We start from the raw sequence: 18843 nt of genomic DNA on the forward strand, positions 1-18843 counted from the left end.
GCTCGGTTATATGCGGGCCAATTGGTTGTGCGGTAGATTTTGTGTGTAGGCTTCTTCATTTGAAAATTATATCGCTGAAAAAGCCTTTACAGATAGGTTTGTGCAACAAAGCCATACTTAGTAACAAAGTTTCATACCAAATTTCAAAAAAAGAAAATATATTAATTATTTTCAGTATATTGGAATATTGGTATGAAACTCTTTTTATTTTAATAGAATTATACTTAGATTAGTTTTTGCGTACAGTATGATACTTTAATAAATATCATTTAAATTTAATATCAATAAAATAAAATACTTACACAAAACATAGTATGACACTTTATTACTCTCATATATCGCCTTTCTTCCATTTGCTTTTGAGAAACTTTTGATCGTATTAAGCAATATAACGACTGGTTTTATGGTTCAATAAAATAATTAAATTTAGAATTACCGCACCCAAAATTGAAAATAGAATTAACTTCCAATCCACATAAAATAACGATGCCAGTAAAATTGCAACATCGATGCCCATCTGTACTTTTCCAGCAGGAATTTTAAATCGCTCTTGCAGATATAAAACCAACAAGTTAATTCCACCTAAACTCGAACGATGTCGAAATAAGATCAAAAAACTGACTCCCATCAACACATTTGCAAAGATAGTTGCATAAATAGGATTGACATCAGACAACTGAAAAAAATGTGGAATGGTCTCTGTAAAGCTAGCCAGCAAAGCAACAGCAATGAAGGTTTTGACCACCAATCCCATACCCATCTTTTTATAAGCAAAATAATAAAATGGAATATTAATCAGGAAAAAGAGTACCCCGAATTTAATATCGGTCACATAGTGGATGAGTAAGGATAGACCTGCTGTACCACCTGTCATAATGCCCGCTTGCTGCAATAGCGTCATCGCAAAGGATAAAATGAAGGTACCGATTAACATGGCCAAGGCATCCTCAATCTTAGAATGCTGATCTATTGCAGACATGACTGGACTTACCAAAGATACATTTTGATCGGTATTCATAATGGTATAACTCAATAGGAAAACAACAGAAGGGAGAGATCTTTAAAAAAAGATATGACATATTTGATCATTTTTATTTAATTTTCGCAATTTTTTCTTATATTTTTATCATAAATGCAATTTATATTCACAATAACGTATTTCGAATGATCAATCAGATATGAATATCCAGCAATTTGACTAATCAGCTTTTATCGTCATAGATCAAATTTTTTATTTCATCGCGATGCCATTTTCTTTTAATTTTTCTAAAACAATTGAGGTATTTAAGTTACTTACACCAAAATCACTGGAGGACAAGATCCCAATCAGTTTTACCATTTCATCTAAGCTTTTAACAGCGACTTTAAGGGCGAAGTCATAACTGCCTGTAAGTTTATGAATATCTTTAACCGCAGGTTCTCTTAAAAGAAAGTCGACAAAGCGATCATGCGTCGCATCATTATAATTCTGCAATTTAACTTCAATAATTCCCATAATTGGCGTGGGATCTGCGCTCAGAGCCACCTGAGCATAATATCCTGTAATCACTTTGGTCTGTTCTAAATAGATTCGTCGACGAGAACATTGCGAGGTTGAAAGCCCCACCAACTCAGCCAATTCTTGATTAGCTAAACGACCATTGAGTTGTAAATGATGAATAATTTTTTTATCAAAATCATCTAATTCGTCAATCATACAACTCTCAAATAAATCTGGGTAAATACAAAGCATCACTCGATAAAGTGTAGCTTTTTTGGGATATAAACCACAAGTTTAAAGCAAAATACTGGAGGCTTCGATGCGATGCACGCCCTTCTGCGACATATCTTGCCATGCTTGTTGCAAAGAGCCGTTTAAATCAATTGCCTTGCAGGCATCTTCTATCACATAAGTATCAAAACCAAGTTCAGCAGCATCAATCGCAGTCCAAGCGACACAAAAATCTGTAGCAACCCCAACGATATACACAGTATTAATCTGATGTTCTCTCAAATATCCATTCAATCCAGTTGGTGTCTTACGATCTGCTTCCATAAAAGCTGAATAACTATCAATATTTTGATGGCAACCTTTTCGAATAATCAGTTGGGCTGTCGGAATATTTAAATGGGGATGAAATTCAGCATCATGCGTCCCTTGAACACAATGTTTAGGCCATAATACTTGGCGACCATAATCCAATTCGATGGTCTCAAAGGGCTTTTTATTGGGATGATTATCTGCAAAAGAAATATGTTGGTCAGGGTGCCAGTCCTGCGTTAGCACAATATGCTCAAACTTTTGTGCAAGTTGATTAATCTTCGGAATAATTTCATCGGCGTTTGCCACCGCTAAATTTCCTCCTGGCGTGAAACCATTTTGCACATCCACTACAATTAAAACACTTTGTTTTACTTGCTTAAGCATTTGATCACCCTATTTAAATTCCATCATTTTAAAATACGCTGCTGCTTGTTCTATGACTAGTCATGTTTAACTTTTTCAGCAAATGAAAAGAATTCAATACAAAGATCAATTAAAGTTTTCCACAGTTTAACTAAAGCATATTGTTCTTATGTCGCTGATCAGTCATAATTTGCATAATTGTCATTCAACTCACCATATTGATTGAGTGACGAATCAAAATACTGCAACCATCCAATATTTCGTTTCAAATACTTCAATCTCGGATGGGAAAATAGGATATTTTTTCAAAATGACTCAGCTAGCACAGAATATTCAAGGCTCAATTGTCGCAATCGTCACCCCTATGTATGAAGATGGCAGCGTAGATTGGAAGAGTCTTGAGAAGCTTGTTGAGTGGCACATCCAACAAGGTACTCACAGTATCGTTGCGGTCGGCACAACAGGCGAAGCATCGACCCTTAGTATGGAAGAACATACTCAGGTCATAAAAGAGGTGATTCGTGTTGCAAACAAACGCATTCCGATTATTGCGGGTACAGGTGCAAACTCAACACGCGAAGCGATTGAGCTGACCAAAGCTGCGAAAGAATTAGGCGCAGATGCAGCATTACTTGTAACGCCATATTATAATAAACCAACTCAGGAAGGCTTATACCAACACTATAAAGCTATCGCTGAGGCCGTTGATATTCCACAAATTCTTTATAATGTTCCAGGTCGTACGGGCGTGGATATGCAAAATGAAACTGTTATTCGTCTTGCAGATGTGAAAAATATTATTGGTATCAAAGATGCAACAGGCGATGTTCCACGCGGACAAGCTCTCATCGAAGGTTTAGCTGGTAAAATGGCTGTTTACTCAGGCGATGATGAAACTGCTTGGGAACTGATGCTACTAGGTGCTAAAGGCAACATCTCTGTAACTGCGAATGTTGCACCAAAGCAAATGAGTGACGTCTGTGAAGCTGCTTTAGCTGGCGACAAAGAAAAAGCTCAACGTTTAAATCAACAAATTGCAAATCTACACAATATTTTGTTTTGCGAATCAAACCCAATTCCTGTGAAATGGGCTTTGCATGAGATGGGTTATATCAGCACTGGTCTTCGTTTACCGCTAACCCCTCTCGCTGAACAATATCGTGAACCTATCCGTAACAGTCTAAAAGCTGCGGGAATAATTTAATACGAGCAATTTATGATGCAATTACGTCTTGGTGTTGTCCTTGTTATTTCAGCTTTAAGTTTGGCTGGTTGTGGTCGCTTTGCCCTCAATAATCACTCATTAGATTATAAAAATGCGAAAACACTGGAACCTCTCAAATTCCCTGAGAATGCAACGGTAAGACCATTTACACCATTGTATCCAGCTCCAACGGTTGATCCACTTGCGATTCAACATGCACCTACATTCGAAAATAAAAGTGGCAACCGTTACGCTTTACCTCGCCCTGATCCGATGCAGGCAACAGCGAATACCAGTGATGCGACTACAGCAACTTTAGGTCGTCCTCAACTTGTAATGGATGGCAATAAAAACCCGTTACTTAAAGTTGAAGGTCCAACTGCTGCAGCTTGGCAATACACTTTCGCAACATTGAGTAGTCTCAACTATAAGATCGTCTCTCAAGCAGACAATGGTTATGAGGCGACGATTACTGTAGGTGATCAAAATTACCTACTCAAACTCTCTGCTGTGGGCTCAAGTAATACTGTTGCTCTGTTTAAGCTAGATACAACTTTTGCTGACCCTACTGTCGCAACTGAAGTATTAGCCCAGATTTATCAAAATTGGCCAGCCTAGTCGTTTACTAGGCATATTTTTCAAAAAGGTTCCCCCATGTTAAAACAAACCTTGCTCTATACTGGTAAAGCAAAATCTGTGTATGAAACAGATAATGCTGACCACCTGATTTTAGTCTTTCGTGATGATGCCTCTGCGTTCAATGGCGAAAAAATCGAACAACTAGATCGTAAAGGCAAGGTCAACAACCGTTTTAACGCCTTCATCATGGAGAAGTTGGCTGAAGCAGGTATCGAAACTCATTTTGAAAAGTTACTTTCTCCAACGGAAGTACTTGTTAAAAAGCTTCAAATGATTCCTGTAGAGTGTGTCATCCGCAACTATGCTGCTGGTTCACTTTGCCGTCGTTTAGGTGTTGAAGAAGGCAAAGAGTTAACGCCTCCTACATTTGAATTATTCTTCAAAGATGATGCTCTTGGCGATCCAATGGTAAATGAATCGCAAGCAATCGCTTTAGGTTGGGCAACTGCTGATCAACTTGAAAAAATGAAAGAACTTACTTACCAAGTGAATGATGTACTTAAAGCATTATTCGATGCAGGTAATATGATTCTTGTTGATTTCAAACTTGAATTTGGTGTGTTCCATGACCGCATCGTATTGGGTGATGAATTCTCTCCAGACGGTTGCCGTTTATGGGATAAAGATACCAAGAAAAAATTAGATAAAGACCGCTTCCGTCAAGGTTTAGGCGGTGTGGTTGAAGCTTATGAAGAAGTTGCTGCACGTTTAGGCATTAACTTAGATGATATCTAATCATTTTAAGCATTCATGATTTATAGAAAACCAGCTCCTTTGAGCTGGTTTTTTTATGTCTTCATTTTGACTACTGCTGATAAATAAGTTTACCTTCTTTATAGGTCGCCAAAACTTTAATTTTTTTGATTTCTCGGCTTGGTACAGTCAGTGGGTTCTTATCTAAAATCACTAAATCAGCGAGCTTTCCTTGCTTTAAGGTACCCTTATATTGATCTTCAAAATATTGATAAGCAGCCCAATCCGTCATCGATTTTAAGGCAAGATAAGGACTTATACGTTCATCGGCACCTAGAACATAATCACTACGCGTCACGCGATTGACTGTAGCATCGAGCATCATCATGCTATGTGGTGGAACAACGGGAGCATCATGGTGTTCGGTAAAGATTAAATTTTTCTTTAGTGCAGTTGCTGTTGGGGAAATATGTGCTGCTCGCGTCTCGCCTAGTGTTTGTTGGCGATGCCAATCCCCCCAATAATAGGTGTGTAATGAGAAGAACGAAGGAATAATATCTAAAGCCTTCAATTGGTCTAGCTGATCATCTCGAATCGTTTGCGAGTGAATCAATACACTTCTGCGGTCTACTTTACCTTGTTTTGCCGTAGCATCTTTGACAGCACCTATAAACTGATCTATTGCCGCATCTCCATTGGCATGAGCGAGCACTTTCCAGCCATGTTTGAAGGCTACATTAATATATTGATCGACCTGTTGATCGTCTTTGATCGCTGGATAGCCTTTATAATTTTTATCTTTACCTTCAGGTGGAATCTTATAGGCTTGAGTTAACCATGCCGTCTTACCTTGAGGTGAACCATCTAAACTGATTTTAACGCCACCTATACGGAAGTGATGATCGTATTGTCGGCTACTTCCTTGCTTAAGCATATATTCTTGGCTAGTGGTGATATCAGGATAAGACACGACATCTATCGGAGGTTGATTTTGCTTGGCAAGAGCCTGCCACATCTCCGTCGTACCTTGATCTGCTCGTCCCTCTTGTACTGTAGTGAAACCATTTTTGACATAAGCATCAAGACCTTTACGAGCAATTTCAAACATCACTTGCGGTGGCACATCTTTGAATATTGAACCAATCGCAGTAAATAATGCGGACTCTTCCAGCACCCCATTAGGAACATTCGAATTTGCTTCTCGACGAATAATCCCCCCTGCTGGATTTTCAGTATTTTTATTGATATTTAACAAGGCTAGTGCTTTGTGATTCACTGAAGCGAGATGCCCTGATTGATGTAAGATCATCACGGGCTGATCTTTGGAGACTCGATCTAAATCGGTTGCTGTCGGATGACGCTGTTCACTTAATTGCGCATCATCATAGCCATTTCCCAAAATCCACCCCCCATCGTTTGAATGACTTGAGGATTTTGCTTTTTCCATTGTGTTAATACTTGAACCAAAGAATCAATATCAGAAACTTGACCGTCTGGCGCAGGATAAAGATTTGCAACCATCTGATGGAATCCAACCATATTTACATGGCTGTGTGCATCAATAAAACTTGGCAAAAGTGTTTTATTCTTTAAATCAATGGATTGAACATTCGAATTTGCTAAATTCTCTGCTTGTTTTTTTGAACCAACAAAAATGATCTTTCCATCTTTAACCAGCAAGGCTTCTGCATATGTTGGCGTCATACCTTCCATCGTTATGATCGGACCACCAAAAAACAATTGTTCTGACCGATCTTGATCAAGTGGAGTACTTGCACAGCCTGATAAGGTAAAGGCGATGATTGTTGCTGTCGTCAGTTTATTCAAATATTTAAAAGTCATAGATTAAAACCATATTTTTATTATGCCTTTCTAGATTAAAGCGCATTATTTCTGATATAAAAAGGCATAACTTGTTATTTTTGTAATGCTTGATAAATTTCTGAATCAATAAATAGTTTAAACCATTGATCAATAGCTATTTCACCAAACTGATTTGAATAAAAATCACTGTTTGTTTATGACTTCGCCTTTGTCGCCAACCAACACAGTATAGAACCGACACACACCATCAGCGCACCATACCAAAAAGAAAGACCTAATGGCGTACTCAGTAACAATGCAGCAAAAAAAGCGGAAAGCACAGGAATAAAATAAGATGCTCCTGCCAGTAATGTCACATTACCATGCAAAATTCCAACATTCCAAGCTGCATAGCCGAAGCCCATCGCAGCAGCAGCAAAAACCAAGGAAATAGAGGATGACCAATCAAAAATAAAGCCATTACCCCCCATCACAAGATATTTAATCCAAAGCACGATCGAAACCAAAATAAAGAATAAAGTAATTCCATTTGCTCCCTGAGCGATTCGTGCTGTAAGGGTACAATAAGCCGCCCACAACAATGTCCCTAGAAATGCCAATCCATAACTCAGTGGGTTCTGTTGAATATTGTTAGCCATGCCGATCAAATCAAATCCTTGCTCTCCTCCCAAAACCCAACAAATACCGAGTAGAGAAACAACGAAGCCAGGAATAATCAGAAAATTTGCTTTTTGTTGATTAAATAAAATCGCCGCAACCATCGTGAAAGTTGGCCATAAATAATTGACCATTCCGACTTCAATCGCTTGTCTATTTGTTTGGCTATATCCAATTGAAAGTGAAAGACAAATTTCATAAGCGACAAATAAAAAAGCACCCCAAATCAAATAAGTTTTTGGAAAACTTTTGAGAGGCGTCCAACCAACAGAAAGTAATAAGAATATTGAAGCAAGTGTATAGATTAATGCCGCACCACCAACTGCACCAAACTGAGTACTTACTTCTTTAATGAGCGCAACAATTAAACTCCAAAGCAAAATGGCAAGCAGTCCAATCAGTGTTGCTGTTTTTGAGTTCATATTGATATCAATTGAATCTTGGAACCAAAGCAACATGCCATCAATCGGGACTAAAATGCTGCTTTGGTAAATTTAGAATGAGGCATGCACCCAGAAAGAATTATTGCTGTTGCTGTTCTTGCTGCCAGCGGCGCTGTTGCAAACGTTCAGCTTCAACTTCACGTTTATTTAAGGCTCGTTCATACAGCTTCGTACCACGCAATTCAGGTGGTAAATAGTCTTGTAATACAAAATGTTCAGGATAATTATGTGGATACAAATAATCCACCCCATATCCTTGTTGCTTCATCAGTTTAGTTGGCGCATTGCGCAAGTGCAATGGTACAGGCAAATTCGCTGTTTTCTCTGCCAGCTCTAAGGCACGATTGATGGCTAAATAGGTACTATTACTTTTCGGGCTGGTTGCCAAATAAACTGCGCATTGTCCTAAAATAATACGCGCCTCAGGCATACCCACCGCTTGAACTGAACGGAAGCACTCCCCTGCAAGTAACAAGGCATTTGGATTAGAATTTCCAATATCTTCTGATGCCGCAATCAACATGCGACGAGCAATAAATACTGGGTCTTCTCCACCTTTCAGCATTCTTGCCATCCAATACAAGGTAGCATCTGGATCACTTCCCCGAATCGATTTAATAAATGCTGAAACCAGATCGTAGTGCTGCTCACCTGACTTGTCATAACGCGCAATATTCTGTTGTGCAACTTTGACGACAATCGCGTTGGTCACGAGATTTTCAACATCAGCTTCAAAGGTACTGGCGATTAAATCAATCAGATTAAGCGCCTTACGCGCATCACCTGCAGCAAATTGAATCAGTGCATCATATTCTTCAACTTGAATAAAACGCTCTTTGAGAAACTTATCACTTTGAATCGCTTTATTGATGAGTGTTTGAATTGCATCAGCATCCAAACTATTCAGCGTATAGACCTGACAACGCGACAGTAAAGCGCTATTAACTTCAAAAGACGGGTTCTCTGTGGTTGCGCCGATCAGCGTAATTTTGCCTTTTTCGACTGCATTTAGTAACGCATCTTGCTGCGATTTATTAAAGCGATGAATCTCATCAATAAACACCACTGGAGTCAGCAGATCACCACTTTCCGCAATCACTTCTCGCAGCTCTTTTACACCAGTATTCAGCGCAGATAAGCTAATAAATGGGCGATCAACTGCTTGCGCCAGCAATAATGCGATCGTAGTTTTACCTACCCCTGGCGGACCCCAAAAGATAATCGAAGGTAAATGCCCTTGATCAATCATTTGGCGCAAAGGTGCATTTTCACCTAACAAATGATCTTGTCCGATAATTTCGGATAAGTCACGAGGACGTAAACGTTCAGGTAAAGGAATATGCGTATCTGACATCATCACTGGCTTTATGCTGTTTTATCCTAGTCTATTGTGTCTGAATCAAATCTACAATTTGAATCTACCAACAACTGATCAAGTTAAGGGGTCACTTTCTCTTTAAGAATCTGCTGCATCGCTTGATAGGTCGCTTTGATACGCGCTTCATTTGGGAAATTGGTATTGGCGAGCATTACCATACCGATTTTATGCTGAGGGACAAATGCGGCATAAGCTCCAAAGCCATTGGTAGATCCTGTTTTATTAAAATAAGTGGATTGTGAGGCAATTTTGGGTTGTTTGATCAGCGTTACTGCATGGCTTTCTAAAGCCATTTTACTTGAGTTGCCTTGTAAAAGTGTTTCAAGCTTAACGGGATAAGCATATTGCTCCCATCCCAAACCCTGCGTCATTGCACCGACTTTATAATAACCGATATGGGTATTTTCAACGGCTTGACGAATTGGCTGATTTAATTGAGCTGAATTGATCTGTGCATCTAAAAATTTCAGCATATCCGAACTACTGCTTTTGACACCATAGGCTTCAGCATCAAAGATCCCCGCTGATACACGGATTGCTTGGTTATTCTTATAGCCCCAAGCATATTGTGACATCTTTTGTTCAGGGACATGAATATAACTCTGCGTCATTCCTAATTGAGTAAGTAAGGTTTTCTCTATCAATTCCGCATATGGCTTTTTCATCGCCAAAGCTGTGACATAACCCATTAAACCAATACTCGGATTTGAGTATTGACGAGCCTCCCCGATTTTGGTTTTTGTTTTCCAGTTTTGAAAATATTGAATCATATCCTGCTGAGTAACAACTTCATCTGGAAATTGCAGTGGAAAGCCACCTGCACTATAAGTTCCCAAATTCAGCAATGTAGCCTGATTCACGGCTGTATTTTTAAGTTCAGGGAAGTATTTGGCAGGATGATCCGATAATGACAACCGCCCTTGTGCTTGCGCATACCCCGCTAAAGTCGCATTGAACGTTTTACTGACTGAACCAAGTTCAAACAAGGTACTATTGGTCATAGCTTGTTTGCTTTGTAGAGAAGCAACACCATAATTTACAAAGTAATGTTGACCATCTAAAGTCACGGCAACGGCTAAGCCAGGAATTTTATATTCCTCTAAAAGTGGTTTAAATTGCTGATCGACAATCTTTTTTATCTGTAACTCAGTTAAAGGCTGTGCCCATAAACTGGAGCTACAGGACAATAGCCCAATCAACATCAATGTTTTATTTGAAAATAAATTTTGGTATTCCGACTGCATTATTAATCTTTTCACTTTGAGTTCATATTTAGTTTGCATTGAGCTTTAGCAATTTTGCTTGTGGACCATCTTCAATCACCCAAATCGAACCGTCTTGTGCTTGTTGTAAACCACGAATTCGTTGCTTCATATCCAAACGTTGCACTTCTTTAACGGGTTGCGATTTTAAATCAACCACAACAATCGACTTGGAAGACAAACCACCAATCAAAGCTTTCTGCTGCCATAACGGGAATTTATCACCCGTGTAAATAATCATGCTTGAAGGTGAAATCACAGGTGTCCAATCGATTGCTGGTGCTTTAAATTCTGGGCGTGTTTTGTGATCTGGAATTGGTAATCCTGAGTAATGATCGCCATTCGATACGATTGGATAACCATAGTTCGCGCCTTTAAGAATCTGATTAAGTTCATCACCTCCTTTCGGCCCCATTTCCACTACCCACAATTGTTTTTGGTCATCAAACGCCATACCCAGTGGATTACGATGACCCAATGACCAAATTTCAGCAGTCACGCCACCTTGTTGGCTAAAAGGGTTATCTAATACAGGAGTTCCGTCTTCATTTAAACGTAGAATCTTACCTAGATTGCTTTTCATATCTTGGGCAGGATCGAATTTTTGTCGCTCACCTGAACTTACCCAAAGTTTTCTATCAGCACCGAATAACATACGATGAGCATAATGTCCTTGCCCTGACACTTTAGGTATTTGCTGCCAAATTCGTGTTAAATCGGTTAATTTCGGTTGATCAGGATTAGATAAATCAAGTTTGGCACGAGAAATTTCAGCACCATAACCACCACTGCCTTGCACAGCATAGCTGAGATAAATCCAATGATTATTTTTAAAATCAGGATGCAAGACTACATCACCTAAGCCACCTTGCCCCCCATAACTTACAGTTGGGATGCCCTGAACATTAAGACTTTTCTTAGTTTTAGGATCAAATAATTTTAACTGTCCTTTACGCTCAGTGATCAGTAAACGCTGATCAGGCAAGACAACAACAGCCCAAGGTTCATCAAACTGGGCAAAAGTATCAATTCGAAAAGTTTGGTTGAGAGTATTTTGAGTATGTTGAACGGAGTTTTCTAGTGCCTTGGAGTTGGTGTTATTGGGACCACAAGCGAGTAGCATAAGTGCGCTGCTACAAATTAAAGGTGCTACAAATAATTTTGACATGACTGATCTCCCTTCGCATTCATTCATATTACGGGGATCAGCACATAGAAATACTGTAAAATTGTTGTTTTTGATCAAAATCCACTTAACCAAACGATATGATTAAAAGATCAACGCACCCACCGTACGACATAATCTTCAATGTCATCTTCATTAATTTCAGTTTCTGAAATACAACGTCCTGCCGCAGATTTTTTTGCTTTTAGAACACTCTGACGAGAGCCAGTATTCAAATAATGCCATGACGGAAGATTTTTCCCCTCATTCAGACGTCTGTAAGCACAGCTTGGGGGCAACCATGTAATCGTTTGCAAACGTTCAGGAGTTAATTGTAGACAATCAGCAACATGCTCTTGGCGGTGTGCATAGTCTGAACAGCGTGCCGTTTTACAGTCTAGAAGCTTACATGCCACTTTGGTATATACGACTTCTGCGGTGTCTTCATCTTCAAGCTTGACCAAACAGCACAAACCACAGCCATCACATAAGGCTTCCCACTCAGCAGGGTTTAGCTGATCAAGTGAGTAGTTTTTCCAAAAGTTCGGACGCAGTTCTAAAGACATGGTTTTAAGCTAAAGAGGAGAATGCGCATAGTATAGCATTCCAATTCAAAAAACTGAGTTACTGAAATCATTCGCTTTTTAACACTTCTTTCTATAGTGAACATTTCAACCACAGAAACACCACATTTTGCTCAAAAAATACACGTTATAGTAAAAACATAATAAAATTAGGAGGGTAACTCATATGTTCCGTTGGGCTATTATATTTGCAATCATCGCATTAATTGCTAGTTTACTTGGCTTTGGTGGTGTAGCAGGTTTATCCAAAGATTTTGCCGTTATTTTACTGGTTGTCGCTGTTATTCTCGCTGTCGTGGGCTTCTTGTCACGTGGCAAAGTATAGAAAATTAACATCTCAATTTATAAAAAGAAGAATCTTTGTATTCTTCTTTTTTATTGCCATTATTTAACAAAAGCAACAGTTTATTAGTTTTCTCAGCGTATCAACTTTTGCTTTTTATGTTTTAATCAATGCATTCTAAAAATACAGATTAGGATTTGAAAAATGAGCTTCCCGATTACAACTCGTGAAATTGAATATACAGCACCAGATGGTCAACGTTTGGTAGGTTATTTTGCTGCACCTGCAATCGATATGCCGACAGCAGGTGTAATCGTTGCACCTGAATGGTGGGGACGTAATGAATATACAGAACAACGTGCACGTGAACTGGCTGAACACGGCTTTGCTGCTCTCGCAATTGATATGTATGGTGATAAGAAAGTAACAACAGCTTCAGCACAAGCATACGAATGGATGATGCAAACGTTTGAGCATGTGGATACTGTAGTTGATCGTGCACAAGCAGGTCTAAATACTTTGGCAAATCAGCCTGAGGTAAATGCCGAAAAACTTGCAGCGATTGGCTTCTGCTATGGCGGCAAAGTGGTATTGGATCTAGCTCGCTCAGGTGCTAACTTAAAAGCGGTAACAACGTTCCATGCGAATCTCAGTCCCAAAGCTCCTACTGAAAAAGGTAAGCTAAAAGCAGAAATCTTAGTGTTACATGGTGAACTGGATAGCATGGTGACTTTGGACGATGTTGCAAGTTTCCGTGAAGAAATGCACGCTGCTGAAGTGAACCATGAAGTAATTATTTTCGAAGATGCTAAACATGGTTTTAGTAACCCACAAGCCGATGAGCGTGCTAAAGCCAATAACGTAGATTTGGGCTATAACGCAGAAGCAGAGCGTCAAGGTCTTGAAGCGATGTATGAGTTGTTAGATAAGCATTTAAAGTAATTTTAAAATTCGTATTTATACCAATACTCGCCAACATTGACTTGTGAAACGGCGACATGGATGTCGCCAACAGACTGCAATTTTTTTCGAGAGTTTTTAGAAATTTCAGATAATCCTCTCATCCTCCTAGATAGAAATCGTAAAGCTCATGAGCTCTTCGCACAAACCCTCTAGTACATATTTCCGCTATACTATAATTCTACTTTTCAATGTTCTGATTCATGTCTGATTTCTCATTTTCTGATGCTTTACTTACATGGTTTGATCAACATGGTCGCCATGACCTACCTTGGCAAGTTGCCGATGACCCGTATAAAGTTTGGGTGTCAGAAATTATGTTGCAACAGACTCAAGTCAAAACAGTGTTGCAATATTTCGATCGTTTTATTCAACGCTTTCCTACCGTAAATGATCTAGGTCAGGCAAGCTGGGATGATGTTGCTCCTTATTGGGCGGGTCTTGGATATTATGCAAGAGCAAGAAATTTGCACAAAGCCGCAGCGATTGTTCATCAGCAAGGTAAATTCCCTGCAACCTTAGAACAATGGATTGAACTTCCTGGGATCGGACGCTCAACCGCAGGGGCGCTCATGTCGCTCGGTTTGCGTCAATACGGTGTAATCATGGATGGCAATGTGAAACGTGTTTTGGCTCGTTTCTTTGCGATTGAAGATGATTTATCCAAGCCACAACATGAGCGTGCTTTATGGAAAATTGCTGAAGATTTATGTCCAGAACAGCGAAATCATGACTATACCCAAGCCATTATGGATTTGGGTGCAACAGTCTGTACTCCGAAAAAACCTCTCTGTTTATATTGCCCTATGCAACAACACTGTCAGGCATATCAACAAGGCCTAGTACAAGAGTTGCCATTTAAAAAAGCCAAGAAGCCTGTTCCTGTTAAAACAGCAAGTGTCGTTGTGATTCAGTCAGGTAAAGAATGGTTTTGGCAACAGCGTGAAGCTCATGGTCTTTGGGGTGGATTGTATTGTCTTCCTATCATTGAAAGTGCAACTGAATTACAACAGATCGAACAGCACTTTAAGTTACAAGCTCAAGTATCATCCTTACAGATCAGTCATAGTTTTACACACTTCACATGGTTGCTCGATGAAAAAATGTTCCACGTGGAACATGATCAGAAAGAACAACTGAGCATAGAATTAAATGGGATATGGCTCACACCAGAATCTGCGATTGCTAAAGGTATTCCAACCGCGATGAAGAAACTGATCAATGCAAAACAAAAAACTTAAACACTTTAAAATGCGATGGATCAAAACATAGGAGTTTATGTGCGACATTCAATTTCGTATACGATGATTGGACTGCTCATTATTTTTCTATCTGCGTGTACCACTACACCCCAAAAACCATCTCCTTTACCCAGCGCACAAGTCAGCAAATTAAAAAATATGCGCTTAGACACTCGCCTCCCCATACCTGTAAAAGGTGTTCGCAAAAACGAGTTACGCGATACTTGGGGAGCTGCACGTAGCCAAGGACGAAGCCATGAAGGGATTGATATCATGGCAGAGCGTGGCACGAAAGTGTATAGTGCAACCGAAGGACTCATCGCAGATTTACGCAATAATAATTTGGGTGGCAAGGTCATTTGGATCTTAGGACCATCAGGTTCTTGGCACTACTATGCACATCTGGATGACCACAAACGCGGACTTAAAGTTGGGGATTATATTCGCAAGGGTGATGTGATTGGCTATGTCGGCAATACAGGTAATGCACGTCATACTGCTCCGCATTTACATTACGGTATTTATTTAAATGGCAAAGGGCGTGGAGCAGTCAATCCATACCCATATTTACGTTAGGAACACACAATGTCAGAAGCATTGATAGAACGTCTGGTTACATTTGCAGAATCAGGAAATCAGCAAAAAATTATTCTGAATGGCACCAGCTATCAAGGTTGGATTATGGAAATCACCGAAGATGCTTTGCTGATCAGCACAGGTTTCGCAGATAAATCTGGTAAAGACTTTTGGTTGAAATTCACTGATTTGAGTTCTGCTGAGTTGTATTATTGGGATACTCGCCCAAATGAATGGGTTGCATTCAAACTTTAATTTTCTCGATATTTATAACGATAAGGAGCATCAAAATGACAATTCAACGCTGTGGTTGGTGCTCTGATGATCCCCTGTATATCGCTTACCATGATGAAGAATGGGGTAAGCCTGAATACGATGAAGCACGTTTATTTGAAATGCTTTGCCTAGAGGGTCAACAAGCTGGCCTTTCTTGGATTACTGTACTCAAGAAAAGAGAACACTACCGTGCTCATTTCTTTCAACATCCTGTAGCAAAAATTGCCGAGCTTACAGATGATCAACTGGAACATAAACTGAGTGATACTGGTCTGATTCGCCATTTAGGTAAACTAAAAGCAATTCGAGACAATGCGATTGCTTGGCAACAATTAAAGCAGGATGTGGACGATGTCTCTGCATGGCTGTGGGCTTTTGTCAGTCACGATGTATTGAACAATGATGTGATCAATTATCGAGAAGCCCCAGCACAAACAGAGATCAGCCAAACCCTCTCTAAAACCTTAAAAAAGCGTGGATTTAAGTTTGTGGGTCCAACGACTTGTTATGCATTCATGCAAGCAGTGGGCATGGTCAACGATCACGAAAATCATTGTCCCTTTAAATAAAATACAATCCTATCCAAAGGAGTCCTTCCATGAGCAACAATCAAATACGTGCTTATGCTGCGATGCAAGCAGGTGAACAACTGGTTCCTTATCAATTTGACGCAGGCGATTTACAAGCCCATCAAGTCGAAGTCAAAGTTGAATATTGTGGTTTATGTCATTCAGATATTTCAGTGATTAATAATGATTGGCGATCATCTTCTTATCCTGTGGTTGCTGGTCATGAAATTATTGGAACCATCATTGCTCTCGGTTCTGAAGCAAAAGGACTCAAAGTGGGTCAACGTGTAGGTATCGGATGGACAGCAGAAAGTTGCCAAGCTTGTGATCCCTGCATCGGTGGTAATCAAGTGTTATGTACTGGTGGCAGTGTTGCAACGATCGTAGGACATGCTGGTGGATTTGCAGATAAAGTTCGTGCTGGCTGGCAATGGGTGATTCCCCTACCCGATGATTTAGACCCAGAAAGTGCAGGTCCTTTGTTATGTGGCGGGATTACAGTTTTCGATCCTCTACTTAAACATAAAATCCAAGCCACGCATCATGTCGGTGTAATTGGTATCGGTGGCTTAGGTCACATGGCGATTAAACTGCTCAAAGCATGGGGTTGTGAAATTACGGCATTTAGCTCAAATCCTGAGAAAACTGATGAGCTGAAAGCCATGGGTGCAGATCACGTTGTGAATAGCCGCGATCCGCAGGCCATCAAAGCTCAACGAGGAAAATTTGATTTATTGTTGAGTACAGTCAATGTGACGTTAAACTGGCAAGCCTTTCTCAGCACTTTAGCACCGAATGGCTCATTGCATTTTCTAGGTCTGACTTTAGAACCTATTCCAGTTTCAGTCGGTGCTTTGATTGATGGTGCCAAATCAGTAACAGGTTCACCGACGGGTTCTCCTTTAGCACTTCGTCAACTTCTTCAATTTGCAGCACGTAAAAATATCGCCCCGCAAATTGAACTCTATCCTATGTCACACCTCAACGATGCCATTGAGCGACTTCATTCAGGTCAAGCACGTTATCGCATCGTATTGAAAGCAGACTTCGACTAACTCAATTTCGACGTGAGACTTTCTCTGACCCAATCCGCCAACTGCTGAATAGCTTGGCGGATTTCATCAGTCAAAGCATGGCCAGCGTTTAATCGTAGAAAATACTGATAACGCTGATCTTCACCAAATACCTCACCTGGAACGATATTGATTCCATATTGCTGCGCGCGATAATACAACTCTAAACCTGTAATGGTGTTTGGTAGTTGCATCCACAACGCATATCCACCACTCGATTGGCTAAGTGCGATCGGAATCCCCTGAAACTGCTCCAAAATACATGCACGATATTGTTCGACTTGCTGCATGAGAGCAGGTCTTAAACGCTCCAAATGCTCGCGATAGGCACGACTATAGATAAAGTCGGCTAAACCAAGCTGTAAGGGGGTATTAACCCCAACATTATTTGCTAACAGAGCTGGTCTTAAGTGCTGTAATTGTTGACCTAAACAAAACCACCCCACACGATAAGCACTCGATAAAGATTTAGAAACAGAACCACACCAAATTACATAGCCCTGTTGATCCCAATAACGAATCGGTAAAGGGCGTTCTTTTTGAAAACTACATTCAGCATAAATATCATCTTCCAAAACAAAGCATTGATACTCTTGTGCCAACTCGGCAATTTTTTGTTTTTGCTGATTGCTCAGACAATAGCCCAAAGGATTTTGAAAATTAGCAGTCAGTAAGCATAACTTCGCACTACCCTGCTGCATAAAATATTCTAAACGCTCAAGGTCTATGCCTTGATGATCTGCAGGTATTTCAATAATTTTACGTTTTAATCCTGCAAGAAGCTGAAGCTGACCGTTAAAGGTTGGTGTTGGAACGATAATACTATCGCCCTCTCGACTCATTTGCTGAATCAACAGTGACAGTGCAGGCATACATCCATTACTAATAAAAATATCGTCTGGGGCGATGTAGATACCATCCTCACGCCAATGATCAGAAAGTGCTTGTCGGAGCTGTAGATGTCCTTGTTTATTACAGTACAAAAAATCTTCAGGTTGGCAATGCTTCAAAGCTCGCTGCAAAGAACGGCGTAATCCATCCACAGGTATTAAATGAGGAGATAACTGAATCGCACCTAAAGGCGTTAAATGACTTTGTATGGATGCAGTTTGGATTTGATTTTGCAACTCTAAATTTGAAACTCGTCTTGGCATCGATTCAAATTTTGGGCTTTCAGGTACCGGACTTTGGTATTGTCTCGAGCTAACAAAGTAACCTGATTTGGGTTTGACATAGATCAAGCCTTTGGCTTCTAACAATTCATAACATTGCTGCGCTGTGCTTAAACTGATTTTTTGTTGGCGTGCAAATTCTCTTAATGAACTTAACTTCTGTTGCGGTTGCAGTTCATGTTGGTAAATCTTTTGTGACAGCTGCTCCGCCAAGCGTTGATATTGAAATGTCATGTCTGTACTGATTTTTTAAAAATTTCTGTATCTGTATTGGTTTATACAACACCTTTAAGCTATAAAAATCAACAGCAGAGGAGTAAAACAATGAAAATTAATAACTTATTATTATAGGACTTACGCACTATTATTTATAGACTCTCTGTGGTAGCAGATGATTTTTATCGAGAATAAAGTCATCAATGAAGTTTTTGATCATTGGTCTAAATAATTTCTTCTGC

At 39.8% G+C, this 18843-nt stretch carries 19 protein-coding genes and 2 pseudogenes; 11 read left to right on the top strand and 10 right to left on the bottom strand.

Annotated features, from left to right (window positions below; genetic code table 11):
• Nucleotides 1-233, top strand: a pseudogene (locus ACSC97_RS13940) (hypothetical protein); the annotation flags it as partial.
• Nucleotides 234-379: 146 nt separating this feature from the next.
• Here ACSC97_RS13940 and ACSC97_RS13945 read toward each other — a convergent pair.
• The 3 genes from ACSC97_RS13945 to pncA form a co-directional block, all read right to left on the bottom strand.
• Nucleotides 380-1018 carry a YitT family protein gene (locus ACSC97_RS13945; RefSeq protein WP_004910249.1) on the bottom strand — a complete coding sequence of 213 codons (639 nt, stop codon included), beginning with the start codon at nt 1016-1018 and terminating at the stop codon, nt 380-382.
• 213 nt (nt 1019-1231) lie between these two features.
• Entirely contained in the window at nt 1232-1696 is a 465-nt protein-coding gene (locus tag ACSC97_RS13950) for an Lrp/AsnC family transcriptional regulator (protein WP_042892121.1), read from the bottom strand.
• A 78-nt stretch (nt 1697-1774) separates the two neighbouring features.
• Nucleotides 1775-2407 carry a bifunctional nicotinamidase/pyrazinamidase gene (pncA, locus tag ACSC97_RS13955; RefSeq protein WP_419372304.1) on the bottom strand — a complete coding sequence of 211 codons (633 nt, stop codon included), beginning with the start codon at nt 2405-2407 and terminating at the stop codon, nt 1775-1777.
• 289 nt (nt 2408-2696) lie between these two features.
• Here pncA and dapA point away from each other — a divergent pair, with 289 nt between their 5' ends.
• The 3 genes from dapA to purC are packed head-to-tail and all read left to right on the top strand — an operon-like array spanning nt 2697 to nt 4964.
• Complete coding sequence (dapA, locus tag ACSC97_RS13960; protein ID WP_004951127.1) at nt 2697-3590, top strand: 4-hydroxy-tetrahydrodipicolinate synthase; 894 nt, start codon at nt 2697-2699, stop codon at nt 3588-3590.
• A gap of 15 nt (nt 3591-3605) precedes the next feature.
• Nucleotides 3606-4208, top strand: a complete 603-nt coding sequence (locus ACSC97_RS13965) for a hypothetical protein (RefSeq protein WP_020899820.1) — start codon at nt 3606-3608, stop codon at nt 4206-4208.
• Nucleotides 4209-4244: 36 nt separating this feature from the next.
• The gene (gene purC, locus ACSC97_RS13970) at nt 4245-4964 is read left to right on the top strand and encodes a phosphoribosylaminoimidazolesuccinocarboxamide synthase (protein ID WP_005403468.1); all 720 of its coding nucleotides are present in this window, start codon (nt 4245-4247) and stop codon (nt 4962-4964) included.
• Nucleotides 4965-5034: 70 nt separating this feature from the next.
• Here the strand turns inward: purC and ACSC97_RS13975 are convergent.
• The 6 genes and pseudogenes from ACSC97_RS13975 to ACSC97_RS14000 all read right to left on the bottom strand — a co-directional run bounded on the left by ACSC97_RS13975 (nt 5035) and on the right by ACSC97_RS14000 (nt 12217).
• Nucleotides 5035-6764: pseudogene (locus ACSC97_RS13975) on the bottom strand (amidohydrolase).
• Nucleotides 6765-6940: 176 nt separating this feature from the next.
• On the bottom strand, nt 6941-7825 hold the full coding sequence (gene yddG / locus ACSC97_RS13980; RefSeq protein ID WP_035338520.1) for an aromatic amino acid DMT transporter YddG: 885 nt from the start codon (nt 7823-7825) through the stop codon (nt 6941-6943).
• A gap of 100 nt (nt 7826-7925) precedes the next feature.
• Nucleotides 7926-9200: a replication-associated recombination protein A gene (locus tag ACSC97_RS13985; protein ID WP_436661519.1), complete on the bottom strand. Its 1275-nt coding sequence runs from the start codon at nt 9198-9200 to the stop codon at nt 7926-7928.
• 83 nt (nt 9201-9283) lie between these two features.
• Nucleotides 9284-10468 (bottom strand): class C beta-lactamase, encoded by a 1185-nt coding sequence (gene ampC, locus ACSC97_RS13990; protein ID WP_436661521.1) that lies wholly within the window; start codon nt 10466-10468, stop codon nt 9284-9286.
• Nucleotides 10469-10496: 28 nt separating this feature from the next.
• Nucleotides 10497-11654, bottom strand: a complete 1158-nt coding sequence (locus ACSC97_RS13995; protein ID WP_436661507.1) for a PQQ-dependent sugar dehydrogenase — start codon at nt 11652-11654, stop codon at nt 10497-10499.
• A gap of 110 nt (nt 11655-11764) precedes the next feature.
• Nucleotides 11765-12217, bottom strand: coding sequence for a YcgN family cysteine cluster protein (locus ACSC97_RS14000; protein WP_099947846.1), 453 nt, complete (start codon nt 12215-12217; stop codon nt 11765-11767).
• 184 nt (nt 12218-12401) lie between these two features.
• On the opposite strand from ACSC97_RS14000, the gene ACSC97_RS14005 reads away from it, so the two are divergent.
• The 7 genes from ACSC97_RS14005 (at nt 12402) to ahr (ending at nt 17195) form a co-directional block, all read left to right on the top strand.
• Nucleotides 12402-12560, top strand: coding sequence for a DUF1328 family protein (locus ACSC97_RS14005; RefSeq protein WP_004910276.1), 159 nt, complete (start codon nt 12402-12404; stop codon nt 12558-12560).
• Nucleotides 12561-12722: 162 nt separating this feature from the next.
• Entirely contained in the window at nt 12723-13460 is a 738-nt protein-coding gene (locus tag ACSC97_RS14010) for a dienelactone hydrolase family protein (protein WP_436661510.1), read from the top strand.
• A 221-nt stretch (nt 13461-13681) separates the two neighbouring features.
• Nucleotides 13682-14719, top strand: a complete 1038-nt coding sequence (mutY, locus tag ACSC97_RS14015) for an A/G-specific adenine glycosylase (RefSeq protein ID WP_436661512.1) — start codon at nt 13682-13684, stop codon at nt 14717-14719.
• A gap of 63 nt (nt 14720-14782) precedes the next feature.
• A complete protein-coding gene (locus ACSC97_RS14020; protein ID WP_436661523.1) occupies nt 14783-15295 on the top strand; it encodes a M23 family metallopeptidase in 513 nt (170 codons plus the stop codon).
• A 9-nt stretch (nt 15296-15304) separates the two neighbouring features.
• Nucleotides 15305-15550 carry a hypothetical protein gene (locus ACSC97_RS14025; protein WP_004910282.1) on the top strand — a complete coding sequence of 82 codons (246 nt, stop codon included), beginning with the start codon at nt 15305-15307 and terminating at the stop codon, nt 15548-15550.
• 35 nt (nt 15551-15585) lie between these two features.
• Nucleotides 15586-16140, top strand: a complete 555-nt coding sequence (locus tag ACSC97_RS14030) for a DNA-3-methyladenine glycosylase I (RefSeq protein ID WP_005403474.1) — start codon at nt 15586-15588, stop codon at nt 16138-16140.
• Nucleotides 16141-16169: 29 nt separating this feature from the next.
• Entirely contained in the window at nt 16170-17195 is a 1026-nt protein-coding gene (gene ahr, locus ACSC97_RS14035; RefSeq protein WP_436661515.1) for an NADPH-dependent aldehyde reductase Ahr, read from the top strand.
• Here ahr and ACSC97_RS14040 read toward each other — a convergent pair.
• Nucleotides 17192-18619 (bottom strand): PLP-dependent aminotransferase family protein, encoded by a 1428-nt coding sequence (locus ACSC97_RS14040; protein ID WP_436661517.1) that lies wholly within the window; start codon nt 18617-18619, stop codon nt 17192-17194. The two genes, ahr and ACSC97_RS14040, sit on opposite strands and share 4 nt — an antisense overlap.
• Nucleotides 18620-18843: the final 224 nt, after the last annotated feature.

Source organism: Acinetobacter sp. P1(2025) (assembly GCF_051390655.1).
In the GTDB taxonomy this organism is placed as follows: Bacteria; Pseudomonadota; Gammaproteobacteria; order Pseudomonadales; family Moraxellaceae; genus Acinetobacter; species Acinetobacter junii.

Coding starts and splice junctions, on each gene's coding strand:
- ACSC97_RS13945 (WP_004910249.1), bottom strand. CDS start 1,018: ATGAATACCGATCAAAATGTATCTTTGGTAAGTCCAGTCATGTCTGCA.
- ACSC97_RS13950 (WP_042892121.1), bottom strand. CDS start 1,696: ATGATTGACGAATTAGATGATTTTGATAAAAAAATTATTCATCATTTA.
- pncA (WP_419372304.1), bottom strand. CDS start 2,407: ATGCTTAAGCAAGTAAAACAAAGTGTTTTAATTGTAGTGGATGTGCAA.
- dapA (WP_004951127.1), top strand. CDS start 2,697: ATGACTCAGCTAGCACAGAATATTCAAGGCTCAATTGTCGCAATCGTC.
- ACSC97_RS13965 (WP_020899820.1), top strand. CDS start 3,606: ATGCAATTACGTCTTGGTGTTGTCCTTGTTATTTCAGCTTTAAGTTTG.
- purC (WP_005403468.1), top strand. CDS start 4,245: ATGTTAAAACAAACCTTGCTCTATACTGGTAAAGCAAAATCTGTGTAT.
- yddG (WP_035338520.1), bottom strand. CDS start 7,825: ATGAACTCAAAAACAGCAACACTGATTGGACTGCTTGCCATTTTGCTT.
- ACSC97_RS13985 (WP_436661519.1), bottom strand. CDS start 9,200: ATGTCAGATACGCATATTCCTTTACCTGAACGTTTACGTCCTCGTGAC.
- ampC (WP_436661521.1), bottom strand. CDS start 10,468: ATGCAGTCGGAATACCAAAATTTATTTTCAAATAAAACATTGATGTTG.
- ACSC97_RS13995 (WP_436661507.1), bottom strand. CDS start 11,654: ATGTCAAAATTATTTGTAGCACCTTTAATTTGTAGCAGCGCACTTATG.
- ACSC97_RS14000 (WP_099947846.1), bottom strand. CDS start 12,217: ATGTCTTTAGAACTGCGTCCGAACTTTTGGAAAAACTACTCACTTGAT.
- ACSC97_RS14005 (WP_004910276.1), top strand. CDS start 12,402: ATGTTCCGTTGGGCTATTATATTTGCAATCATCGCATTAATTGCTAGT.
- ACSC97_RS14010 (WP_436661510.1), top strand. CDS start 12,723: ATGAGCTTCCCGATTACAACTCGTGAAATTGAATATACAGCACCAGAT.
- mutY (WP_436661512.1), top strand. CDS start 13,682: ATGTCTGATTTCTCATTTTCTGATGCTTTACTTACATGGTTTGATCAA.
- ACSC97_RS14020 (WP_436661523.1), top strand. CDS start 14,783: ATGATTGGACTGCTCATTATTTTTCTATCTGCGTGTACCACTACACCC.
- ACSC97_RS14025 (WP_004910282.1), top strand. CDS start 15,305: ATGTCAGAAGCATTGATAGAACGTCTGGTTACATTTGCAGAATCAGGA.
- ACSC97_RS14030 (WP_005403474.1), top strand. CDS start 15,586: ATGACAATTCAACGCTGTGGTTGGTGCTCTGATGATCCCCTGTATATC.
- ahr (WP_436661515.1), top strand. CDS start 16,170: ATGAGCAACAATCAAATACGTGCTTATGCTGCGATGCAAGCAGGTGAA.
- ACSC97_RS14040 (WP_436661517.1), bottom strand. CDS start 18,619: ATGACATTTCAATATCAACGCTTGGCGGAGCAGCTGTCACAAAAGATT.